Origin of the sequence: Methanococcus voltae (assembly GCF_024807655.1) — an archaeon.
In the GTDB taxonomy this organism is placed as follows: Archaea; AGJL01; Methanococci; order Methanococcales; family Methanococcaceae; genus Methanococcus; species Methanococcus voltae_D.
In genome coordinates, this window is the sequence record NZ_JANUCR010000001.1 from 291413 (window position 1) to 308701 (window position 17289).

The 17289-nt window shown below is 28.3% G+C and carries 18 protein-coding genes; 13 read left to right on the forward strand and 5 right to left on the reverse strand.

Features of this window, described 5'->3' with window-relative positions; translation table 11 throughout:
• Nucleotides 1-31 precede the first annotated feature (31 nt).
• Nucleotides 32-256 (forward strand): tetrahydromethanopterin S-methyltransferase subunit MtrG, encoded by a 225-nt coding sequence (gene mtrG / locus J3E06_RS01340; RefSeq protein ID WP_013180520.1) that lies wholly within the window; start codon nucleotides 32-34, stop codon nucleotides 254-256.
• Between the two features lie 21 nt (nucleotides 257-277).
• Nucleotides 278-1237, forward strand: a complete 960-nt coding sequence (gene mtrH / locus J3E06_RS01345) for a tetrahydromethanopterin S-methyltransferase subunit H (RefSeq protein ID WP_013180521.1) — start codon at nucleotides 278-280, stop codon at nucleotides 1235-1237.
• A 209-nt stretch (nucleotides 1238-1446) separates the two neighbouring features.
• On the opposite strand, the gene J3E06_RS01350 is transcribed toward mtrH, so the two are convergent.
• The 3 genes from J3E06_RS01350 to J3E06_RS01360 are packed head-to-tail and all read right to left on the reverse strand — an operon-like array spanning nucleotide 1447 to nucleotide 3337.
• Nucleotides 1447-1983 (reverse strand): DUF2096 domain-containing protein, encoded by a 537-nt coding sequence (locus J3E06_RS01350; RefSeq protein WP_013180522.1) that lies wholly within the window; start codon nucleotides 1981-1983, stop codon nucleotides 1447-1449.
• Complete coding sequence (locus J3E06_RS01355; protein ID WP_013180523.1) at nucleotides 1958-2290, reverse strand: DUF749 domain-containing protein; 333 nt, start codon at nucleotides 2288-2290, stop codon at nucleotides 1958-1960. The genes J3E06_RS01350 and J3E06_RS01355 overlap by 26 nt, the downstream gene beginning before the upstream one ends.
• A 36-nt stretch (nucleotides 2291-2326) precedes the next feature.
• Nucleotides 2327-3337 (reverse strand): TatD family hydrolase, encoded by a 1011-nt coding sequence (locus tag J3E06_RS01360; RefSeq protein ID WP_052297121.1) that lies wholly within the window; start codon nucleotides 3335-3337, stop codon nucleotides 2327-2329.
• Between the two features lie 171 nt (nucleotides 3338-3508).
• On the opposite strand from J3E06_RS01360, the gene J3E06_RS01365 reads away from it, so the two are divergent.
• Nucleotides 3509-5170, forward strand: a complete 1662-nt coding sequence (locus J3E06_RS01365; protein WP_013180525.1) for a tRNA uridine(34) 5-carboxymethylaminomethyl modification radical SAM/GNAT enzyme Elp3 — start codon at nucleotides 3509-3511, stop codon at nucleotides 5168-5170.
• 651 nt (nucleotides 5171-5821) lie between these two features.
• Here J3E06_RS01365 and J3E06_RS01370 read toward each other — a convergent pair.
• Nucleotides 5822-5953: a hypothetical protein gene (locus J3E06_RS01370; protein ID WP_013180526.1), complete on the reverse strand. Its 132-nt coding sequence runs from the start codon at nucleotides 5951-5953 to the stop codon at nucleotides 5822-5824.
• Nucleotides 5954-6438: 485 nt separating this feature from the next.
• On the opposite strand from J3E06_RS01370, the gene J3E06_RS01375 reads away from it, so the two are divergent.
• The 5 genes from J3E06_RS01375 to J3E06_RS01395 all read left to right on the forward strand — a co-directional run bounded on the left by J3E06_RS01375 (nucleotide 6439) and on the right by J3E06_RS01395 (nucleotide 10545).
• Nucleotides 6439-7251, forward strand: a complete 813-nt coding sequence (locus tag J3E06_RS01375; protein WP_013180528.1) for a 6-carboxyhexanoate--CoA ligase — start codon at nucleotides 6439-6441, stop codon at nucleotides 7249-7251.
• 22 nt (nucleotides 7252-7273) lie between these two features.
• Nucleotides 7274-8467 (forward strand): aminotransferase class I/II-fold pyridoxal phosphate-dependent enzyme, encoded by a 1194-nt coding sequence (locus J3E06_RS01380; RefSeq protein WP_013180529.1) that lies wholly within the window; start codon nucleotides 7274-7276, stop codon nucleotides 8465-8467.
• Between the two features lie 85 nt (nucleotides 8468-8552).
• Nucleotides 8553-9206, forward strand: a complete 654-nt coding sequence (bioD, locus tag J3E06_RS01385) for a dethiobiotin synthase (protein ID WP_013180530.1) — start codon at nucleotides 8553-8555, stop codon at nucleotides 9204-9206.
• Nucleotides 9207-9359: 153 nt separating this feature from the next.
• On the forward strand, nucleotides 9360-9878 hold the full coding sequence (locus J3E06_RS01390; protein WP_013180531.1) for a nicotinamide-nucleotide adenylyltransferase: 519 nt from the start codon (nucleotides 9360-9362) through the stop codon (nucleotides 9876-9878).
• Between the two features lie 211 nt (nucleotides 9879-10089).
• Nucleotides 10090-10545 carry a 30S ribosomal protein S15 gene (locus J3E06_RS01395; RefSeq protein WP_013180532.1) on the forward strand — a complete coding sequence of 152 codons (456 nt, stop codon included), beginning with the start codon at nucleotides 10090-10092 and terminating at the stop codon, nucleotides 10543-10545.
• A gap of 123 nt (nucleotides 10546-10668) precedes the next feature.
• Here the strand turns inward: J3E06_RS01395 and J3E06_RS01400 are convergent, their stop codons facing one another.
• Nucleotides 10669-12390: a dihydropteroate synthase-like protein gene (locus J3E06_RS01400; RefSeq protein ID WP_013180533.1), complete on the reverse strand. Its 1722-nt coding sequence runs from the start codon at nucleotides 12388-12390 to the stop codon at nucleotides 10669-10671.
• Between the two features lie 156 nt (nucleotides 12391-12546).
• On the opposite strand from J3E06_RS01400, the gene J3E06_RS01405 reads away from it, so the two are divergent.
• From J3E06_RS01405 to speE, 5 genes are all read left to right on the forward strand, one after another.
• Complete coding sequence (locus J3E06_RS01405) at nucleotides 12547-14745, forward strand: IGHMBP2 family helicase (protein WP_013180534.1); 2199 nt, start codon at nucleotides 12547-12549, stop codon at nucleotides 14743-14745.
• Between the two features lie 252 nt (nucleotides 14746-14997).
• Nucleotides 14998-15492 carry a pyruvoyl-dependent arginine decarboxylase gene (locus J3E06_RS01410; protein WP_013180535.1) on the forward strand — a complete coding sequence of 165 codons (495 nt, stop codon included), beginning with the start codon at nucleotides 14998-15000 and terminating at the stop codon, nucleotides 15490-15492.
• Between the two features lie 182 nt (nucleotides 15493-15674).
• The gene (locus J3E06_RS01415) at nucleotides 15675-15890 is read left to right on the forward strand and encodes a hypothetical protein (protein WP_157209403.1); all 216 of its coding nucleotides are present in this window, start codon (nucleotides 15675-15677) and stop codon (nucleotides 15888-15890) included.
• A complete protein-coding gene (gene speD, locus J3E06_RS01420; RefSeq protein ID WP_013180536.1) occupies nucleotides 15826-16179 on the forward strand; it encodes an adenosylmethionine decarboxylase in 354 nt (117 codons plus the stop codon). The genes J3E06_RS01415 and speD overlap by 65 nt, the downstream gene beginning before the upstream one ends.
• Nucleotides 16180-16245: 66 nt before the next feature.
• A complete protein-coding gene (gene speE / locus J3E06_RS01425; protein ID WP_013180537.1) occupies nucleotides 16246-17100 on the forward strand; it encodes a polyamine aminopropyltransferase in 855 nt (284 codons plus the stop codon).
• Nucleotides 17101-17289: the final 189 nt, after the last annotated feature.

A 17289-nucleotide genomic window follows, 5' to 3' on the forward strand; every position in this document is an offset into this window, starting at 1 on the left:
AATTCCATCATTAAATTTATAAGGTGATTAGATGGCTGAAATTCCTACAGTAATAACACCAAACAAGGAATTCAAAGAATTACAGAAAAAACTTGACGAAGTTGAAGATAGAGTTGAAAGAACAAATGCTGAAATCTTCCAAAGAACAGGTCAAAAAACAGGAAGAGATGTAGGTATTGTACTTGGTTTCGCAATTGGAACCGTATTATTATACTCATTAGCAGGAGCTTTGCAGTTCTTCAATCTTATAAAATAACATTGTTACAGAGGTGGAATAATGTTCAAATTCGACAAAGAACAGGAAATTATTGAATTAGCTGGTGCTAGATTTGGAGGACAACCAGGAGAATGTCCTACCGCATTATCAGGTACCATATTTTACGCTAGACACAAAATTGTAGAAGATGCTAAAAAAGGTATCTTCGATAAAGCTGCTGCTGAAGAATTAATCAACAAGCAAGCTGAAATGCAAGATATCACAGGTAATTCCGCATTAGTGCAAGTATTCGGTGGTTCAGAAGAAGCACTCGTTAATTACATTGACTTCGTAGCTGATGTATGGGATGGACCTATGTTATTGGACTCAACATCTGGTAAAGCAAGAATGGCTGCAGCTACAAGAGCTACAGAAGCTGGATTTGCTGGACAATGTGTTTACAACTCAATTAACGTTTCAATGGACGAAGAAGAGTTCCAAAATTTAGTTGAAAGTGATTTGGAAGCTTCAATCGTTTTATGTTTCGACCCAATGGACCCTTCAGTAGAAGGTAAATTAAACGTTTTAAACAACGGTGGTAAAACAGCTGAAACAGGTATGTTAGAACTCGCTGAAAAAGCAGGTATTAAACACCCATTAATTGACGTTGCTGTAACCCCTATGGGTAATGGTGCAGGTCAAGCTGTAAGAGCTTCATTCGCTGTTAAAGCAAAATTAGGTTTACCAGTAGGTAGTGGTATCCACAACATTCCATCAGCATGGGACTGGTTAAGAGAATTCAGAAAAGGATTAAGAGAAAACGACAAAGCACAGTTATCAAAAGACGTACACCACGTGTGCGACATTGGTGCTAACATTGTTCAAACAATGGCTTCAGGAGACTTCGTTCTCTACGGTCCAATTGACAACTCACAATTAGCATTCCCTGCTGTAGCAATGACCGATATGATTATCGCAGAAACAGCTAAGGACTTAGGTACAACACCTGATGAAATACACCCATTACACAAATTAATCTAATTAAAACATTAATTAATTTGTTTATAATTTTATACTATTTTTCTATTTTTTTGAATAATTGAAAAATTTAAAAGACATTTTAAGAAATTTAAATGATTAATTTAAAATAAAAAAACTATTTTAAAACCATATTTTAATCAATAAAAAAAAAAGTAAAAAAGAAATATTATAGTTTATCATAGAAATTAATAATTAGTAATATAAGTTAATTAATTTAAACTATTAAACTTCCAGATTACTGCCAAATCTTTTAAAGCAGTCATTATTTTAGACTTTTCGCCTTCAATGAGTATTTTAAGGTCTTCTTCACTACTTTGCGAAAATATAATACCATTATCTTCACTAAGTTCTCCTAAAATTTCAGGATGCAGTTCTACGGGCATTTTTACACGAATAATTTCGGTAGACTTTCTTTTTTTAACTTCTGGATTATAAAGAGTCTGTTTTAAAGGAAATTGGACATCTAATTCTCCTCTTGAAGCTTTTCCGAGTCTATCCAAAAAGTTTTTTGCAGTTTGCTCATCACACATACCAAATAATGCACCTTGTAATACAGATATTTCTTTTTCCGCATCCATTAATACATTAAAATCTGCGTGTTCATCTAAAATATAATATGTCAAAATATTATTTGCAATTCTTAATCTATCGAAATATTCTTTTGGAATAGGTCTCTTCTTCGAAAGTTCTAATGTTAAATCATTCAAAACAACCCATTTTTTATCTATCCCTTTTGCGTCCTTCATCGCTCATCATCTCAATGTAATTTTTTAATATTAATTTAGAATCATGATTCAATACAGCTCCAAATTTTAGCAAGTCGTCTTCTATATCTTTAATATGCATATTCTTCTTCAAAAAATAAATTTGATAGCTATCAGTACCTTGAATATTTAATATGGCAACCGTATGATTTTTAGAATACAAATCTATACGTTCCCTATTAGCTTTAGCCTTCATAGTTCCAGAAACTTCCGGAGAATTTAGGACTTCATTGGAGTCGATTATTGTAAGTAGTTTAGCTATGAAATTTCCGCATCTGCAACGTTCCATATTTTCACCTGCTTACCTTTACTTTTTAATTCCCGCCTATATTTTGAATAATCTTTTAGTTTGAGAATATATAAGTTTAGCGATTTTAATTAGATTATCATCTTGGTTAATTTCTTGGTTAATTTCTTGATTATTAATTATATGATTACCAGGATTATTAGACTTATTAATAACATTGTTATCTAATTTGTTTTTCATATTATTAAAAACGTTGCAATTATATTCGTTGTTTTTAGTATTTGTTGAATCAAATACCGAATTATAAATTTTTCCAAATTCATCCATTACCTTTATTACATTTAAAGGTTCATTTTGCTCCCCTTTTACGGGCGATACAAATGGACTGTCTGTTTCCGAGAGCGTATTTTTAAACAAATCCATACCATATTTATTTAAAAGTTCCGTTATTAAATTTTTATGATAATCTGAAAAACATAATTGTGTTGAAATTGAAATATAATTATCATTATTAATTAATTCTTCTGCAAGTTGTTTACTTCCACTAAAACAGTGATAAATAATTTTTAAATCATTTTTAGTAATTTCCTGAATTATATCATATGCTTTATCCTCAAAACCTCTTGCGTGTATCACTATCGGCTTATCAAGTTCCATTGCTAAGTTTAAATATTTTCTAAAAATTTTTTCTTGCTTTTGTATATCCGTAGGGGCTGTTATCCCACTATCAAGCCCTATTTCACCCACTGCTACGACTAAATCCTGATTTTTTTCAATAAATTTGTAAGTGTCTTCAACCACTTTCCAATCTGACTTTATTCTTGAGGGGTGATATCCCATAGTAATATCGATATCTTTGGGATATTTCTTTTTTAGTTCGAGTGCCCTTTTACATCCACCCAAACTTTCCCCACTTGTAATCATTCTTACATTGTTGTTTATCGCCCGATTTATTACTTCATCCCTATTTTTTAGTCTACGATATTCCATATGGCAATGTGCATCAATATAATATATATTTTTACTATTTTTATTGTTGCTATTACAGATATTGGTATTATCGATATTATCAATATTATTATTTTTCAAATTTTCACCATAAATACTAAAAATATATAACAATTATATAAGAGTGTTGTATTATACATTATTTTAAATATTTTCTAAATATATGTGTAGATTAATTTATTAAGTTATTATTTATTTTATTAATTTAGTATTTTATTATTAAAATATAGCATTATTAATTTTGGTGATTTGATGACTTCCGAACTTTCAAAAATTAAAAAAACATACGAATACAAAAAATTTATAAGATGTTTAATTGATGAATTATTGATTAATAAAGAAAAAATCGACGAATTAGATGCAAAACGTAAAAAACAAAGAGTAGAAGATATTAAAGCAAAATGTCTTCGGAAATTTAATTTAAATATAGGATTTCCCCCAAATTCCGACGTACTTGCTCTTGCTACAGATGAAGAAAAAAAGAAACTATCGCTAATCTTACGAAAAAAACCTATTAGAACACTTTCCGGTGTTGCGGTTGTTGCTGTAATGACTTCACCTGAACCTTGCCCACACGGTAAATGTGCTTTTTGCCCCGGAGGTAAGGAAAGCGTATTCGGAGATGTTCCCCAAAGTTATACGGGAAAAGAACCTGCTACTATGCGAGGAATTATGTATAATTTTGACCCATATGTACAAACGTCTGAAAGATTAAAACAGCTTGAAAATGTAGGTCATCCCACAGATAAAGTGGAACTCATTATTATGGGCGGTACATTCCCAGCTCGAGATACTTCATACCAAGAAAACTTTATAAAAGGCTGTTTAGACGCTATGAATGGAGTAATCTCTGAAACACTTGAAGAAGCTCAAAAAATAAATGAAACTGCTTCACATAGGTGTGTTGCTCTTACCATTGAAACACGTCCTGATTACTGTAAAGAAGAACACGTTAATGAAATGTTAAAATTAGGTGCTACCCGTGTTGAATTAGGTATTCAAAGTACGTATGATGAGATATTAGACTTTGTAAAAAGAGGTCATTCGGTTTCTGAATCAATTAAAGCTACATCACGTCTTAAAAATAGTGGTTTAAAAGTATCTTACCACATCATACCAGGTTTACCACATACGACTGAAGAGATGGATAAAGAAAATATTAGGCGAGTATTCAATAATCCAGAGTTTAAACCTGATTTAATAAAATTCTATCCTTGTTTGGTAATTGAAGGTACTGAATTATATGATTTATGGAAAAAAGGAGAATATAAACCGATTACTGACGAAGAAGCGGTTGAATTAATCACCTATGGTAAATCGATTATGCCGAAGTGGATTAGGACATCACGTATTCAAAGAGATATACCTGCAACAGTTATTGATGAGGGCGTTAAAAAGAGTAATCTCGGAGAATTGGTATATAATAACCTCGAAAAGAAAGGTATAAAGTGTAAATGTATAAGATGTAGAGAAGTAGGTCATGTTTGCTACAAAAAAGGTATAAAACCAGATAATTCAAGTATAAAATTACTTATTGAAGAATATGAAGCAAGCGGGGGAAAAGAATTCTTTATAACCTATGAAGATATTAAAAACGATTTATTAATCGGATACTTAAGACTTAGAATTCCAGATATGAATAGTGTTTTTAGACCCGAAATAGATGAAAATACCGCTTTAATAAGGCAAGTGCACGTTTGTGGGCAGCAACAAGAATTAGGTTCTAAAATAGAAGATACTAAAAATTGGCAACATAAGGGTTATGGCAAATTAATGCTTGAAGAAGCTGAAAAACTTGCAAAAAGCCTTGGAAAATCTAAAATATTAATAACAAGTGGTATTGGAGTCCGAGAATATTATAAAAAACAAGGTTATGACCGCATAGGTCCATATATGGGTAAAAAACTAAATTAAGTTAAAACCTTGAACTTTTTATTAAAAAAATAAAAAGAAATAAAAAGAAATAAAAAGAAATAAAAAGAAATAAAAAATAAATTGAATAATCGGTGTATTTATAAATTTTTAATCTTAAAGTATTATTTTAAGATTATTGTATCAACCAACCTAAGTAATTAAACAATTATTTAATTACTTACTAATTAATTAGTATATTATTTAGCATTTTACATATTTACAGTTTTATTATTGCTTTTATGATTGCTTTTTTGCAATATTTAAATTAATTACTTTATTTATTTTAGTTAATTATTTTTACTAATTTTTGACAGATATTTGTTAAATTAGTCTAAATCGTGTTTTTCCTTTATATAATAACAGCACAATAGTGATTTCAAAGTTTTAACATCCTGATATACTATAATATTTGGCATTTCGTCATATGGGCATATATATTACTTATAACCAAATTTAAGATATGATTGTCTAATATTTATTTTTATTTTTTATTTTTGAGATATTCATATCTTTTAATTTATATAATACAACCAACCAATTTTATATAAATAAAATTTATGAATATCCAATTTATAACTCTAATATAGGTGTATGATTAATTAATATTAATTATAATATTGATAAAAATTAAATTAAAAACCTAAATCAGCGTTATACTGCAATAGATGAAATAGTAAGTATCCCTACTACATAAGCCACTAATTTAACAGTGCCATTTCCTCTAAAAGGTCTTAACATATCATTTTTAAAATTTTTAAATCCATTTTCTATTGAATTAATCATAACATCACCTAAAATACATTTTATTATCGATATATTTTGATAGTATAGAGTTATATTTTATGAAAATTATTTCTACATATACTACATTACTAATTAACCGATTATTGCGAATAATAGTATAAAATAACTAATATATATAAGTATTTGTACATTATAAATCATTATAAATGTTTTTAATGAAAAATAATGACAAATCATTGAGTTTTACAATTATTAATAATGACAAATTATGTAAATCCATATTTAATTTAAATTATATATTAGTGGATATAATCGCAGATATTGGGGTAAATGGCGAATATTTGGGGATACTATATGTTTAAAAAAATTATAAATTTAAATATATTGTTTAAATAATATTTAAATAATCAAAAGATACACATTATATTAATTAAAGTATAAATGGTTAGAAAACAATATATAATGTAATAAAAAATAATATATGCAATATCATAAATTAAGTTAAAGCAGATTATGATGATAATATGAACGAAGAAGATGAAAAAGTATACTATAGCCTGAAAATGAGAGCTTCGAATGAAAAAAAGCATATTTCGGGTGCTGAAAGACTCTTAAGAGCCGAAAAAGCCGAAGGTATTGAAAAAGTAGCTTCAGAATTAATACATCGTGCACTTACACATGAAAATGGGATACCTGATTTCATAAATTTGAAAGTTGAAAAAGTATGTCAAAAAATTAAAAAAATACCCCACATCCCAATTGTTTATAATAAGGACAATATTGGCACCATAAATAATAAAAACTATGAAATGACTTGCAAAGATAATTCAAGACGTTATGCTCACGATTTATTAAAAAATAAATTTAAAGAATTTGATATAAATGACGTACTAAGTGAATTCTTAATTAAATTGGGTTTTGAAATTATTGATGAAGGGGGTATGCGTGGAGCTGCAATAATATCCCTTGATGGCTCTCGATTGGATATTGCATTTAATGAAGAAGTTGAAAAAGGCGTTAGGGTAAAAAATATAGATACTGATGACAGATTAAAGGATAAGATAAATAAAAATGAATTATACACTGACAGAACCGTTGATGCAATAGCTATTGCTTCAAAAGTAATAGATTTAGGCATTGTTGCAGAATTATGCACTTCAGATAATCCCTCATACACTACAGGTTATGTAGCTACAGAAGACGGATACTTTAGAGTTAAAAATTTAAAAGATTCTGGAGAGACTGGTGGTAGAGTATTCTACGTATATAATTTAAATGAACAATTACTTAAAGAATTAATCGATAATTTAGAAAATAAACCATATTTAATATATTAAATATTAGTTATTATGGGATAATATGTTAAAAAATAAAATTAATAAGGAATTAGATGATATTAAAAAAAATAACTTATACAGGTCTTTTAAGAATTTTTATAATGATAAATACGTCGATAATTTAGAAAATAATGAAAAGATATCCAAAAACTTTTCATCCAATGACTATTTAGGTTTATCAAATAATAGAGAGATACTGAATGTTATAAAGGATGCTTTAAAATATGGTTCAGGTTCTACAGGCTCACGTTTAACGTCCGGAAATATCAATCACGAAGAACTTGAAAAAACAATATCTAAATTTAAAGATACTGAATCATCCCTCGTATACTCTTCAGGATATGCAACTAATTTGGGAGTAATAAGTGCTTTATGTGCTAAAAAAGATTTGATACTAAGCGATAGCCTTAATCACGCCTCAATTATAGACGGGTGTAAACTTTCAAAAGCTGAAAAAATCATATATCCTCATCGTGATGTAGAATTTATTAAAAAGATTCTTGAAGATGAAAAATTTATTTCGCAGTTTGAAAATGTTTTTATAATTACTGATGGCGTATTTAGTATGGATGGAGATATTGCACCTATTGATAAGTTATTTAAACTGTGTAATGACTTTAATTGTACTTTAATCGTAGATGATGCACACGGAACCGGCGTTTTAGGAAAAAAAGGTAAAGGAACTTTAAAACATTTTAAAATCAAAGCTAATGAAAATGTCATACAAATTGGCACATTATCCAAAGCTAATGGATTATTGGGGGGTTATGTAGCAAGCTATTCAGAAATGATAGATTATTTAATAAATAAATCACGTAGTTTTATTTATTCGACGTCATTACCTCCGTATGTAATTACAGGAGCAATTAAATCTTTTGAATTAATTGAAAATAAAGATTATGTTTCTAAATTACAAAAAAATGTAAAAATTGCAAATAAAATTTTTAGTGGCTTATCGTATGGGATAAATACATATAATTTTGAAGATAATTATAATAAACATGAAACTCCGATATATCCCCTTATATTTGGTAATGAAACTATGAAAATGTCTAAATACTTGGATAACCTTGGTTATCAGTGTATAGGGATTAGATATCCCACAGTGGCACGAGGTAGTGAACGAATAAGGGTTTCGATTACATCATGCCATAAAAAAGAGGATTTTATCAATTTAAAGGAAGAAATTGATAATTACGTTAAAACGCATATATAATACCTATCAACTTTATTTTTATTTTTATTTTTAGTTTATTATTTTTTTAATAAATATACTAATTAACTCAAATCATGGTGATGTTATGCTATTTATTACAGGTACTGATACAGATATCGGAAAAACGCACGTTTCGGGAGTTATTGCCTCAAAAGTCAACAAATTTAAGAAAACTGGGTATATGAAACCTGTCGAAACTGGCGGTAGACCTGATACAAACAAAATTATGAAATTGTTAGATATGAAAAATGTTGAGGGAGGAGAAGTTAGTGTGGATATCGTAAATCCGATTAACTTTAAAAATCCATTGTCCCCTAACATATCCTCTATTGTGGAAAATTCAGAAGATAAAATGGATTTTGAAAAAATTAAAGAATCTTTTGAATATTTAAAAAATATTTATGAGTATATTGTTGTTGAAGGAGCTGGAGGGGCTTGTGTACCTTTAAAAAAAGGTTATTATGTCGCAGATATTGCCAAAATGTTAGATATACCTTGCGTAGTGGTTGCAAGACCGGATTTAGGTACAATTAACCATACCATTTTAACGACAGAATTCTTGAAAAACAGGGGTGTCAACGTATTAGGGATTATAATCAACAGCGTTTGTGATTTAAAAGATATTCCATATTATGAAGAAACTTTTAAGACTATTGAAGAGTATTCTGGATTTAAAATTATTGGAATTATTGAAAAAGATAAAGTTAAATTGGATATGGATGTTTTGCTTAATATTTAATTTAACTTTATTTTAAATTTATTTTAAATTTATTTTTTATAATCAATTGCGTAAACAAAGTTATAAAACAAAACTAAAAATAATATTAAGAATAAAAATATTGTTAGATATTTCATTTAATTTAAGAAAATTAAAGACTAAAAAAGGTAAATTATGAAACACACGACAAGAGCATTGATTATTGGGCGGTGGCAACCATTTCACAATGGACATTATGAAATAATTAAAAAGATATCTCAAGAAGTAGATGAGCTAATTATTGGTATTGGTAGTAGTCAAAGGAGCCATAGCTTAAAAGACCCATTTACTGCGGGTGAACGTATGATGATGATATCAAAATCCCTTGAAAACTTGAATATTCGATATTATACGATACCGATAAGTGATATTGATTTTAATGCGATATGGGTTTCCTGCGTTGAAGCACTTACTCCGCCTTTCAATCAAGTATACACTGGCAATTCCCTTGTAAGGGAGTTATTTACTGAAAAAGGATATGTTGTTAAAAAACCAGAACTTTATAATCGAGCGGAATATTCTGGAACTAAAATAAGGGAAAAAATGCTTAATAATGAAAATTGGGAGCATTTGGTTCCTAAATCAGTTGTAGATGTAATCAATGAAATAGATGGTGTTGGTAGAATCAAAAGACTTAATGAAAAAGATTATTAAAATTTTTATTTTAAGTTTTTATTATTTTATTATTTTATTATTTTATTATCTTATTATTTTATTATTTTATTATTTTATTTTTTGTTAGTTATTTATTTATATAAGATTGAACTATTAAATTTTATTCGAGAAGTAATGTAATTATACACATATATATGTAATTCATCTACTCGAACTGGGAATCATCAACGAATGTAAAGAGGTTATAAATATGGCAAGATTACACTCTGGTAAAAGAGGTTCCTCCAGTTCAACAAGACCTTTGAGGACAGAAGTTCCTGCGTGGGTTATTTTGAATGCTGAGGAAGTAGAAGCAAGAATCATAGAAATGGCAAAAGAAGGAAAGCAATCAGCTTTAATCGGTAATATTATGAGAGACATGTACGGTATACCTAACGTTAAGTTAATGACCGGAAAAAGTGTTTCAACAATTATGAAAGAAGCTGGATTCTACCCTGAAGTTCCAGAAGATTTATTAAACTTGATGAAAAAAGCTATCAACTTAAGAAACCATTTAGAAAATAACCCAAGAGATACACACTCAAAAACAGGTTTACACTTAATTGAGTCAAAAATCAGAAGGTTAGTTAAATACTACAAAGGTACAAAAGTATTACCTGCTACATGGAGATACTCACCTGAAACTGCAAGATTATTAGTAGAATAATTGAAAACTTGCATTTCATACCTTTATTCTCATATCTTTTTTTCTTTTTATTTATTGATATATTCATTGTTAATTGAAAATTTTAAAAAATAATAAAAAATAATAAAAAAATTATTAATAAGATTATTTTAATTTTAAATCCCAAAAATCATTATAGTATAGTTCAAAGTCTTGATTATATTTTTTTCCGATTTTTAAGGCAATTTCTGCTTTTTCTAATTCTTTACCAAAATAAGCAGCGTGGTCCATTTTTGTAATCATATTAAATCTAAGGGCGGTTTCGTAAATTTCTTTTGGATTTTTACCTTTTAAAATCTTTTTAGGGTATCCATATTCATAATATATTGCAACGATGATTGAATTCTCCCTATCTAATTTTATTTTAAAGCTTCCTTTATCTAAAACTTGTTTGTCGTTCTCTTTTGCAATTATTATATCATTTTCTGTTAAATCATATTTGTATTTATCTTTATTATCGTTTTTATTAATTTTATTCAATAATTTAAGTTCTTCGGATTTACTATAAATTTCTTCATCGTTCTTTTTATCCTTATAATTAATTAAAGTATAACCCAAATCTTTTGGTAGACTATTTTTAAGCTTTGCCAAAAATGTTATTTTGGAAGCTATTTTCAGCTCTTTTATAGAATATTTGCATTTATCTGACGATTCTGGAGTAAATAATATATTACCACCTACTTCCTGACTAATTGCGCATAATGTAGCATTTACACCATTACTATCCACGTCAAAAAGTTCTGTCACGTTTCCTATTCCAAAAAACATTGGTAAGTCATATTTTTCTTTAAATAATTTACAAGCAATTACACTGTCTGTAAAATTACAGCCTAAATTATTAATGGGCTCCAAAATTGGGTCTGCAACTACTTTTAAATCATTATTTAATAATTTTTCCACATTTAATTTTAGCTTATCTAATTTAGTATCTATTGTATGAGGCACTTCGTTGGTTTTATAGTTTGTAGGCAATACAACGGATGCAGTATTTGAATTAGTTAAATAAGGTATTAAATCGTCTGAATTACCTTCATCTACACTTAAAATCATATCTGCATCTAATTTAATAGCTTCGATAAGTTCTTTTGTGTTTAAAGTATCTACACTTATGGGTTTATCGGTTAAATCTCTTGTAATAGATATAATTCTTTTTAAATCTTTAGAATTATCTTCATTACTAACCATTCCCAAATCTATCATATCAGCCCCTGAATCAAGATAATAATTGATTTTATTTTCCAATGATTTGTCTGATAACCAGGGCGTATGTACTATTTCGCCCAAAACCCTCATAGGATACTTATCCCCAACTTTTAGGTTTCCTATTTTAATAGCATTTTTTAACTTATTACTTTTTAAATTAAAACTATTTTTATTATACAAAGGCAATTCTTCGGCATTTAATAACTCTTTTTCAGCTTCTTTTATTATATATTTAGATATTTGGTCATCTGCATAATCTTTAGTGGATAAAGTAATATAATCCAAATTTTCAATTAAAAGGGGTATATCTGAAGCTTCACGTGTAGATTTATAACATTTTATGCCCGTTTCTTCCTCAATTATTTTTAAATCATGCCTAATTAATCCAGTAACCAGTATGAAATCATAGATGGTATCTAATTTACTTCTTTGAATGTTTAAATCGTCAGCATATTTGTTTATTGCTTTCAATATTAAATTAGGGGTCAAAAATGCAGCTATTGATATATCTGTCTGATAAACGTCGATATTTTCATATTTTAAAACTGCCTTGCTTACTCTCTCGTAAGCTTGCTTTCCAGTAATTATTAAAATTTTAGAGGTTTGATTGGAGGTTTGATTCATGAATTCACCGATTAAATAACTATATATTGTATGAAAATTGCAAAATATTATAATGATGACTAGGACAATAATTTTAATGGTAATTGTAATAATATATAGGGTTTTAATTATATAATATATATTTTATAAGTTAGATATAAATTTATTAGGTGGATTATGGATTTAAAAAGTTGTTATTCGGAAAATTTTAAAAAACTAATTAAAAAAGAGCGAGATTATGAAATAAATTTCCATAGAAATGAAATTAAAAAAATGGGTGAAAAAAGGGAAAAAACCGGTCGTGCAATATTAAATTTAAATGGAAAAATTATAAAACAGATTTTTAATGAAAAAATTGTGCGATACGGTCGAAAAAAGAAATTTGAAAAAATTGATATTTCCGTTGGTGATGTAATACTTATTAGCAAAGGCAATCCACTTTTAAGCGATTTTTATGGCAATGTGATTGCAATAGGTAGTAATCATATTGACGTTAGTGTCGAAAGTGTACCAAAATGGGCTTTAAAAGATGTTAGAATTGACCTTTATGTTAATGATGTAACGTTTAAACGAATGGTTAAAGCACTTGAAAAGTTTGAAATAACAAGAAAAAAAATCGCAAACATTATTATCAATATTGAAAAGCCAAAATACTGCTCAATTGATGAAAAAACATTAAAATATTTAGATTTAAAGAATGATATCAATTTATCGACTATCAATACTAAAAATACGGAAAATACTGAAAAATTAACAACTGAAATTATTGAAAATTTTGAATATTGTGATAATAATTTAAATTATTTTCAAAAAGAAGCAGTGATTAGTGCTTTAACGTCTAATGATTTATATCTTGTTCACGGCCCCCCGGGAACTGGTAAGACCCGTACGATTACAGAAATAATTATACAAGAATCTAAACGGGGAAATAGCGTTATTGCAACCGCTGATTCAAATACGGCGGTTGACAATATACTTGAAAATTTGGCAAAAGCTCCAAAGATTGCTAAAAAATTAAAGATAACATATGATGCGAAATATAACCCTAAAAATAATTTTAAAAATAATCCTAAAAAAGATAATATCAGAAAAAACGGACTTGAAAAATTAAAAATTGTTAGAATTGGGCACCCTTCGAGAATTTCAAAAGAATTAATTGATTACTCGTTGCATTCCAAAATAACAAAACACGAATTATATATTAAAATTGTAAAATTAAGGGAACTATTAGAGCGAGAATATCTAAAAAGAAAAGATATGCCAAGTCCTGACCCAAAATTTAGACGTGGGCTTACTAATGATGATATAGTATTGTATGCCAAATTAAAACAGCGTATAAGAGGAATTCCACCTCAAAAAATTGAAGAAATGGCATTATGGGTAAAATGTAATGAAAAAATCGCAAAAATCAAAGATAAAATTGTAAAAACTGAAAAACAGATAATCTGTGATATAATTGAAAACTCTGATGTAGTTCTTGCCACTAATTCAATGGCCGGAAGTGAGTATTTAGAAGATTTTGAATTTAATGTTGGCGTTATTGACGAATGTAGTCAATCGATGGAACCTTCCACATTGATTACTGCTTTAAAATGTGATAAGATCATAATGGCAGGAGACCATAAACAATTACCGCCCACAGTACTTTCTGATGAATTAGAATTGAAAAATACATTATTTGAAAGAATGATTAAGAAAAATAAGGATTTTTCACAAATTTTAAAAATACAATATCGTATGAATGATAAAATAATGGGCTTTTCAAATGGGTTATTTTATAATAATCAGCTTGTTAGTGATAATTCCGTTAAAAACCAAGTTTTAAGTGATTTAAATCCAAATTTAGATTTGAATTTAGAATTAGGTTCAATTATGGAAGGATTATTTAATGATAATCCGCTTGTATTAATTAATATATCAGGTAATGAAAAGCGAGATGACTTTAAATCATATTATAATACTTCAGAATTAAAAATCGTTGACATAATCGTTGATAACTACTTAAAAAATGATTTACCAATTAGTGTTATAAGCCCATATGATGCACAGGTTAAAAAAATAAAAGAAATGTTATCAAAATATGAAACTGATGAGATTGAAGATAATGAAATAATCAATGGTCGAAACGTTAACGTTAAAGTAAAATCTATAGATGGATACCAAGGTCGTGAAAATGAGATAATAGTTGTATCTTTTGTAAGGAGTGAAAAAATAGGGTTTTTATCAGATTTAAGGAGATTAAATGTTGCATTAACACGTGCAAAACGTAAGCTTATACTTGTGGGTAATTTCGATTTCTTGACGTCCAATAGCACTTATTCGGACTTATATGATTATATGGTGGAAAATAACGCAAATGTAATTAACATTGTATAATCATTCATACAATTATTTGTTTTTTTAGCCCTACATTGTTATTTTTTAATTTTATTTAGTTTTAAGAGTTTTTTGATTAAATAAACCGTTTATATTCATATTTATGTGTTTGACCGAATTATTTATATAATATAATGGGATAATTAATTTAAAATTATAACATATAATTTATAATCTATTTTTTAATTGACATTTTGTAAAAAACTAAACAAAAATAGCCAAAAATATGATAAAACATGAGGTGTTTGTTATATGATGCAATCAAGTGCAATACACTCCCCATTCAACGCCCCAAATACTATCTCATTAGTAGCTGGCGAAGGAGACGCTGAAATAGCTTTAAACGCTTTCGATATGTGCCTTATACAGTCAGGTATCGCAAACGTTAACTTAATAAGAATTAGTAGTATTATGCCCCCAAAAGCTGAGGTAATACCATTACCTAAACTCCCAATGGGTTCATTAGTACCAACAGCATATGGATATCAAATGAGTGATGTTAAAGGAGAAACAGTTGCTGCATCCATTAGCGTTGCTATACCAAAAGATAAAGAATTATGCGGTTTAATTATGGAATATGAATGTGTTGGTGGCAAAAAAGAAGCTGAAGACACAGTTAGAGAAATGGCAAAAGAAGGCTTTGAAATGAGAGGCTGGGAAATTGATGAAATTATATCAATTGCTGCTGAACATACCGTCGAAAAAGTAGGATGTGCATTTGCTGCCGCTGCTTTATGGTACAAATAAAATAGTAAAATACTAATTATTATTAAAAATTATTAAAAATTAAAATAATAAAACCTAAATAACTTAATAAAAATATTTTATAATTGTATACATTAATGTAAATATATAAAATAAGAAAATATATGATTAAATATATTAATAATCCAAAAAATGAATAATCCAATTAAAAGGAACTCGAAACTATGTTGTTTAATCAACCGAAATCAGTTAATTCAGGCGGAAAATTCAAATTTTTGAAATTAAGTGATATTCACAATAAAAACACAAAAACAAATATCAATAAAACTAATACTAACAATATTAACCTTTTAAAAATTAAAAGAGGCGAGATAGTTGAAACAGTTAGGGAAACACATCATCCTCGAACTTTGGGGATGCGAGAAGGAAGCTCTGGATGACCAGCCAGGTATTGAGAAAATGTTAGTTGATGCAGTTAAAGCTTGTGGAGCTACATTAATATGTGTAAAAACACACAAATTTTCACCACAAGGTGTTACCGGTGTTGCAGTACTTGCAGAAAGCCATATTAGTATACACACATGGCCAGAATTAGGCTATGCGGCTATGGATGTATTTACCTGTGGCGCACACGTTGAACCAGAAGATTCTATCACCACGTTAAAAGAATTCTTAAAACCTAGCCATATTGATGTAATGGACATTAAAAGAGGAAATATCGTAGAATAATGCTAATGAAATTCGATATAAAAGAAGGACGAATAATTGATAATTATTAATTAATAAGGTGATAAAATGAAGTTTGACGCATGGTATACAGAACCACAAACTGAAAATTTGAGTTTATCCACAAAAATTAAAGATATATTATATGTTGGAAAATCAGAATATCAAGAAATTCAGGTTATAGACACTTACGAATACGGAAAAACCTTGATATTAGAAAACACTTACCAAACGACAGAAAGGGACGAGTTTATCTATCACGAATTAATATCCCACCCTGCATTATTTACACACGGCAACCCTAAAAATGTGCTTGTAATCGGTGGCGGAGATGGCGGAACAGTTCGTGAAGTTTTAAAACACGAAACCGTTGAAAATGTTGATTTTGTGGAATTAGATGGTATGGTTATTGAAGCTTGTAAAAAGTACATGCCTACCCTAAGTTGCAAAATTGACGACGAAAAAGTGAACGTTATCATAACAGACGGTATTAAATATGTTGCGGACGTTGCTAAAACAGAAAAACGGTACGATGTAATTATTGTAGATTGTCCTGACCCAGTTGGACCAGCAGCAGGTTTATTTGAGATGGAATTTTACAATAACTTATACAAATGTTTAACTGACGATGGAGTTATGGTTCAGCAAACAGAAAGCCCATTATTACACGAAAGTCTTATTTCCAAAATTAAAGGACACTTGCAAGATGCAGGATTTGGATTTATAAGACCGATGGTATGTTCAATTCCTACATACCCGAGTGGATTTTGGAGTTTCACATTGGCATCAAAACAAAACAGTCCGTTAGAAACTGAAACGGCTGAAATTGTTGCTAAAATGGAAAAATACGGTATGGAAACTAAATACTATGATGAAGAAGTGCATAAAGGAGTATTTTTAGCTATACCAAAATTCTTAAAATAAATTATAAGTTGTTTAACTTATAACAAAAATATTATTTTTAATTTTATATTATAATATTATTATGTGATTATAAGATTATACCTTATTACACAATTAAATATTATTAAAAAATATAGAAAAATATAGAAAAATAACCTATTTTAAAATATATAAATATTAAGTTTACATTGTTAATTATATTGTTAATAA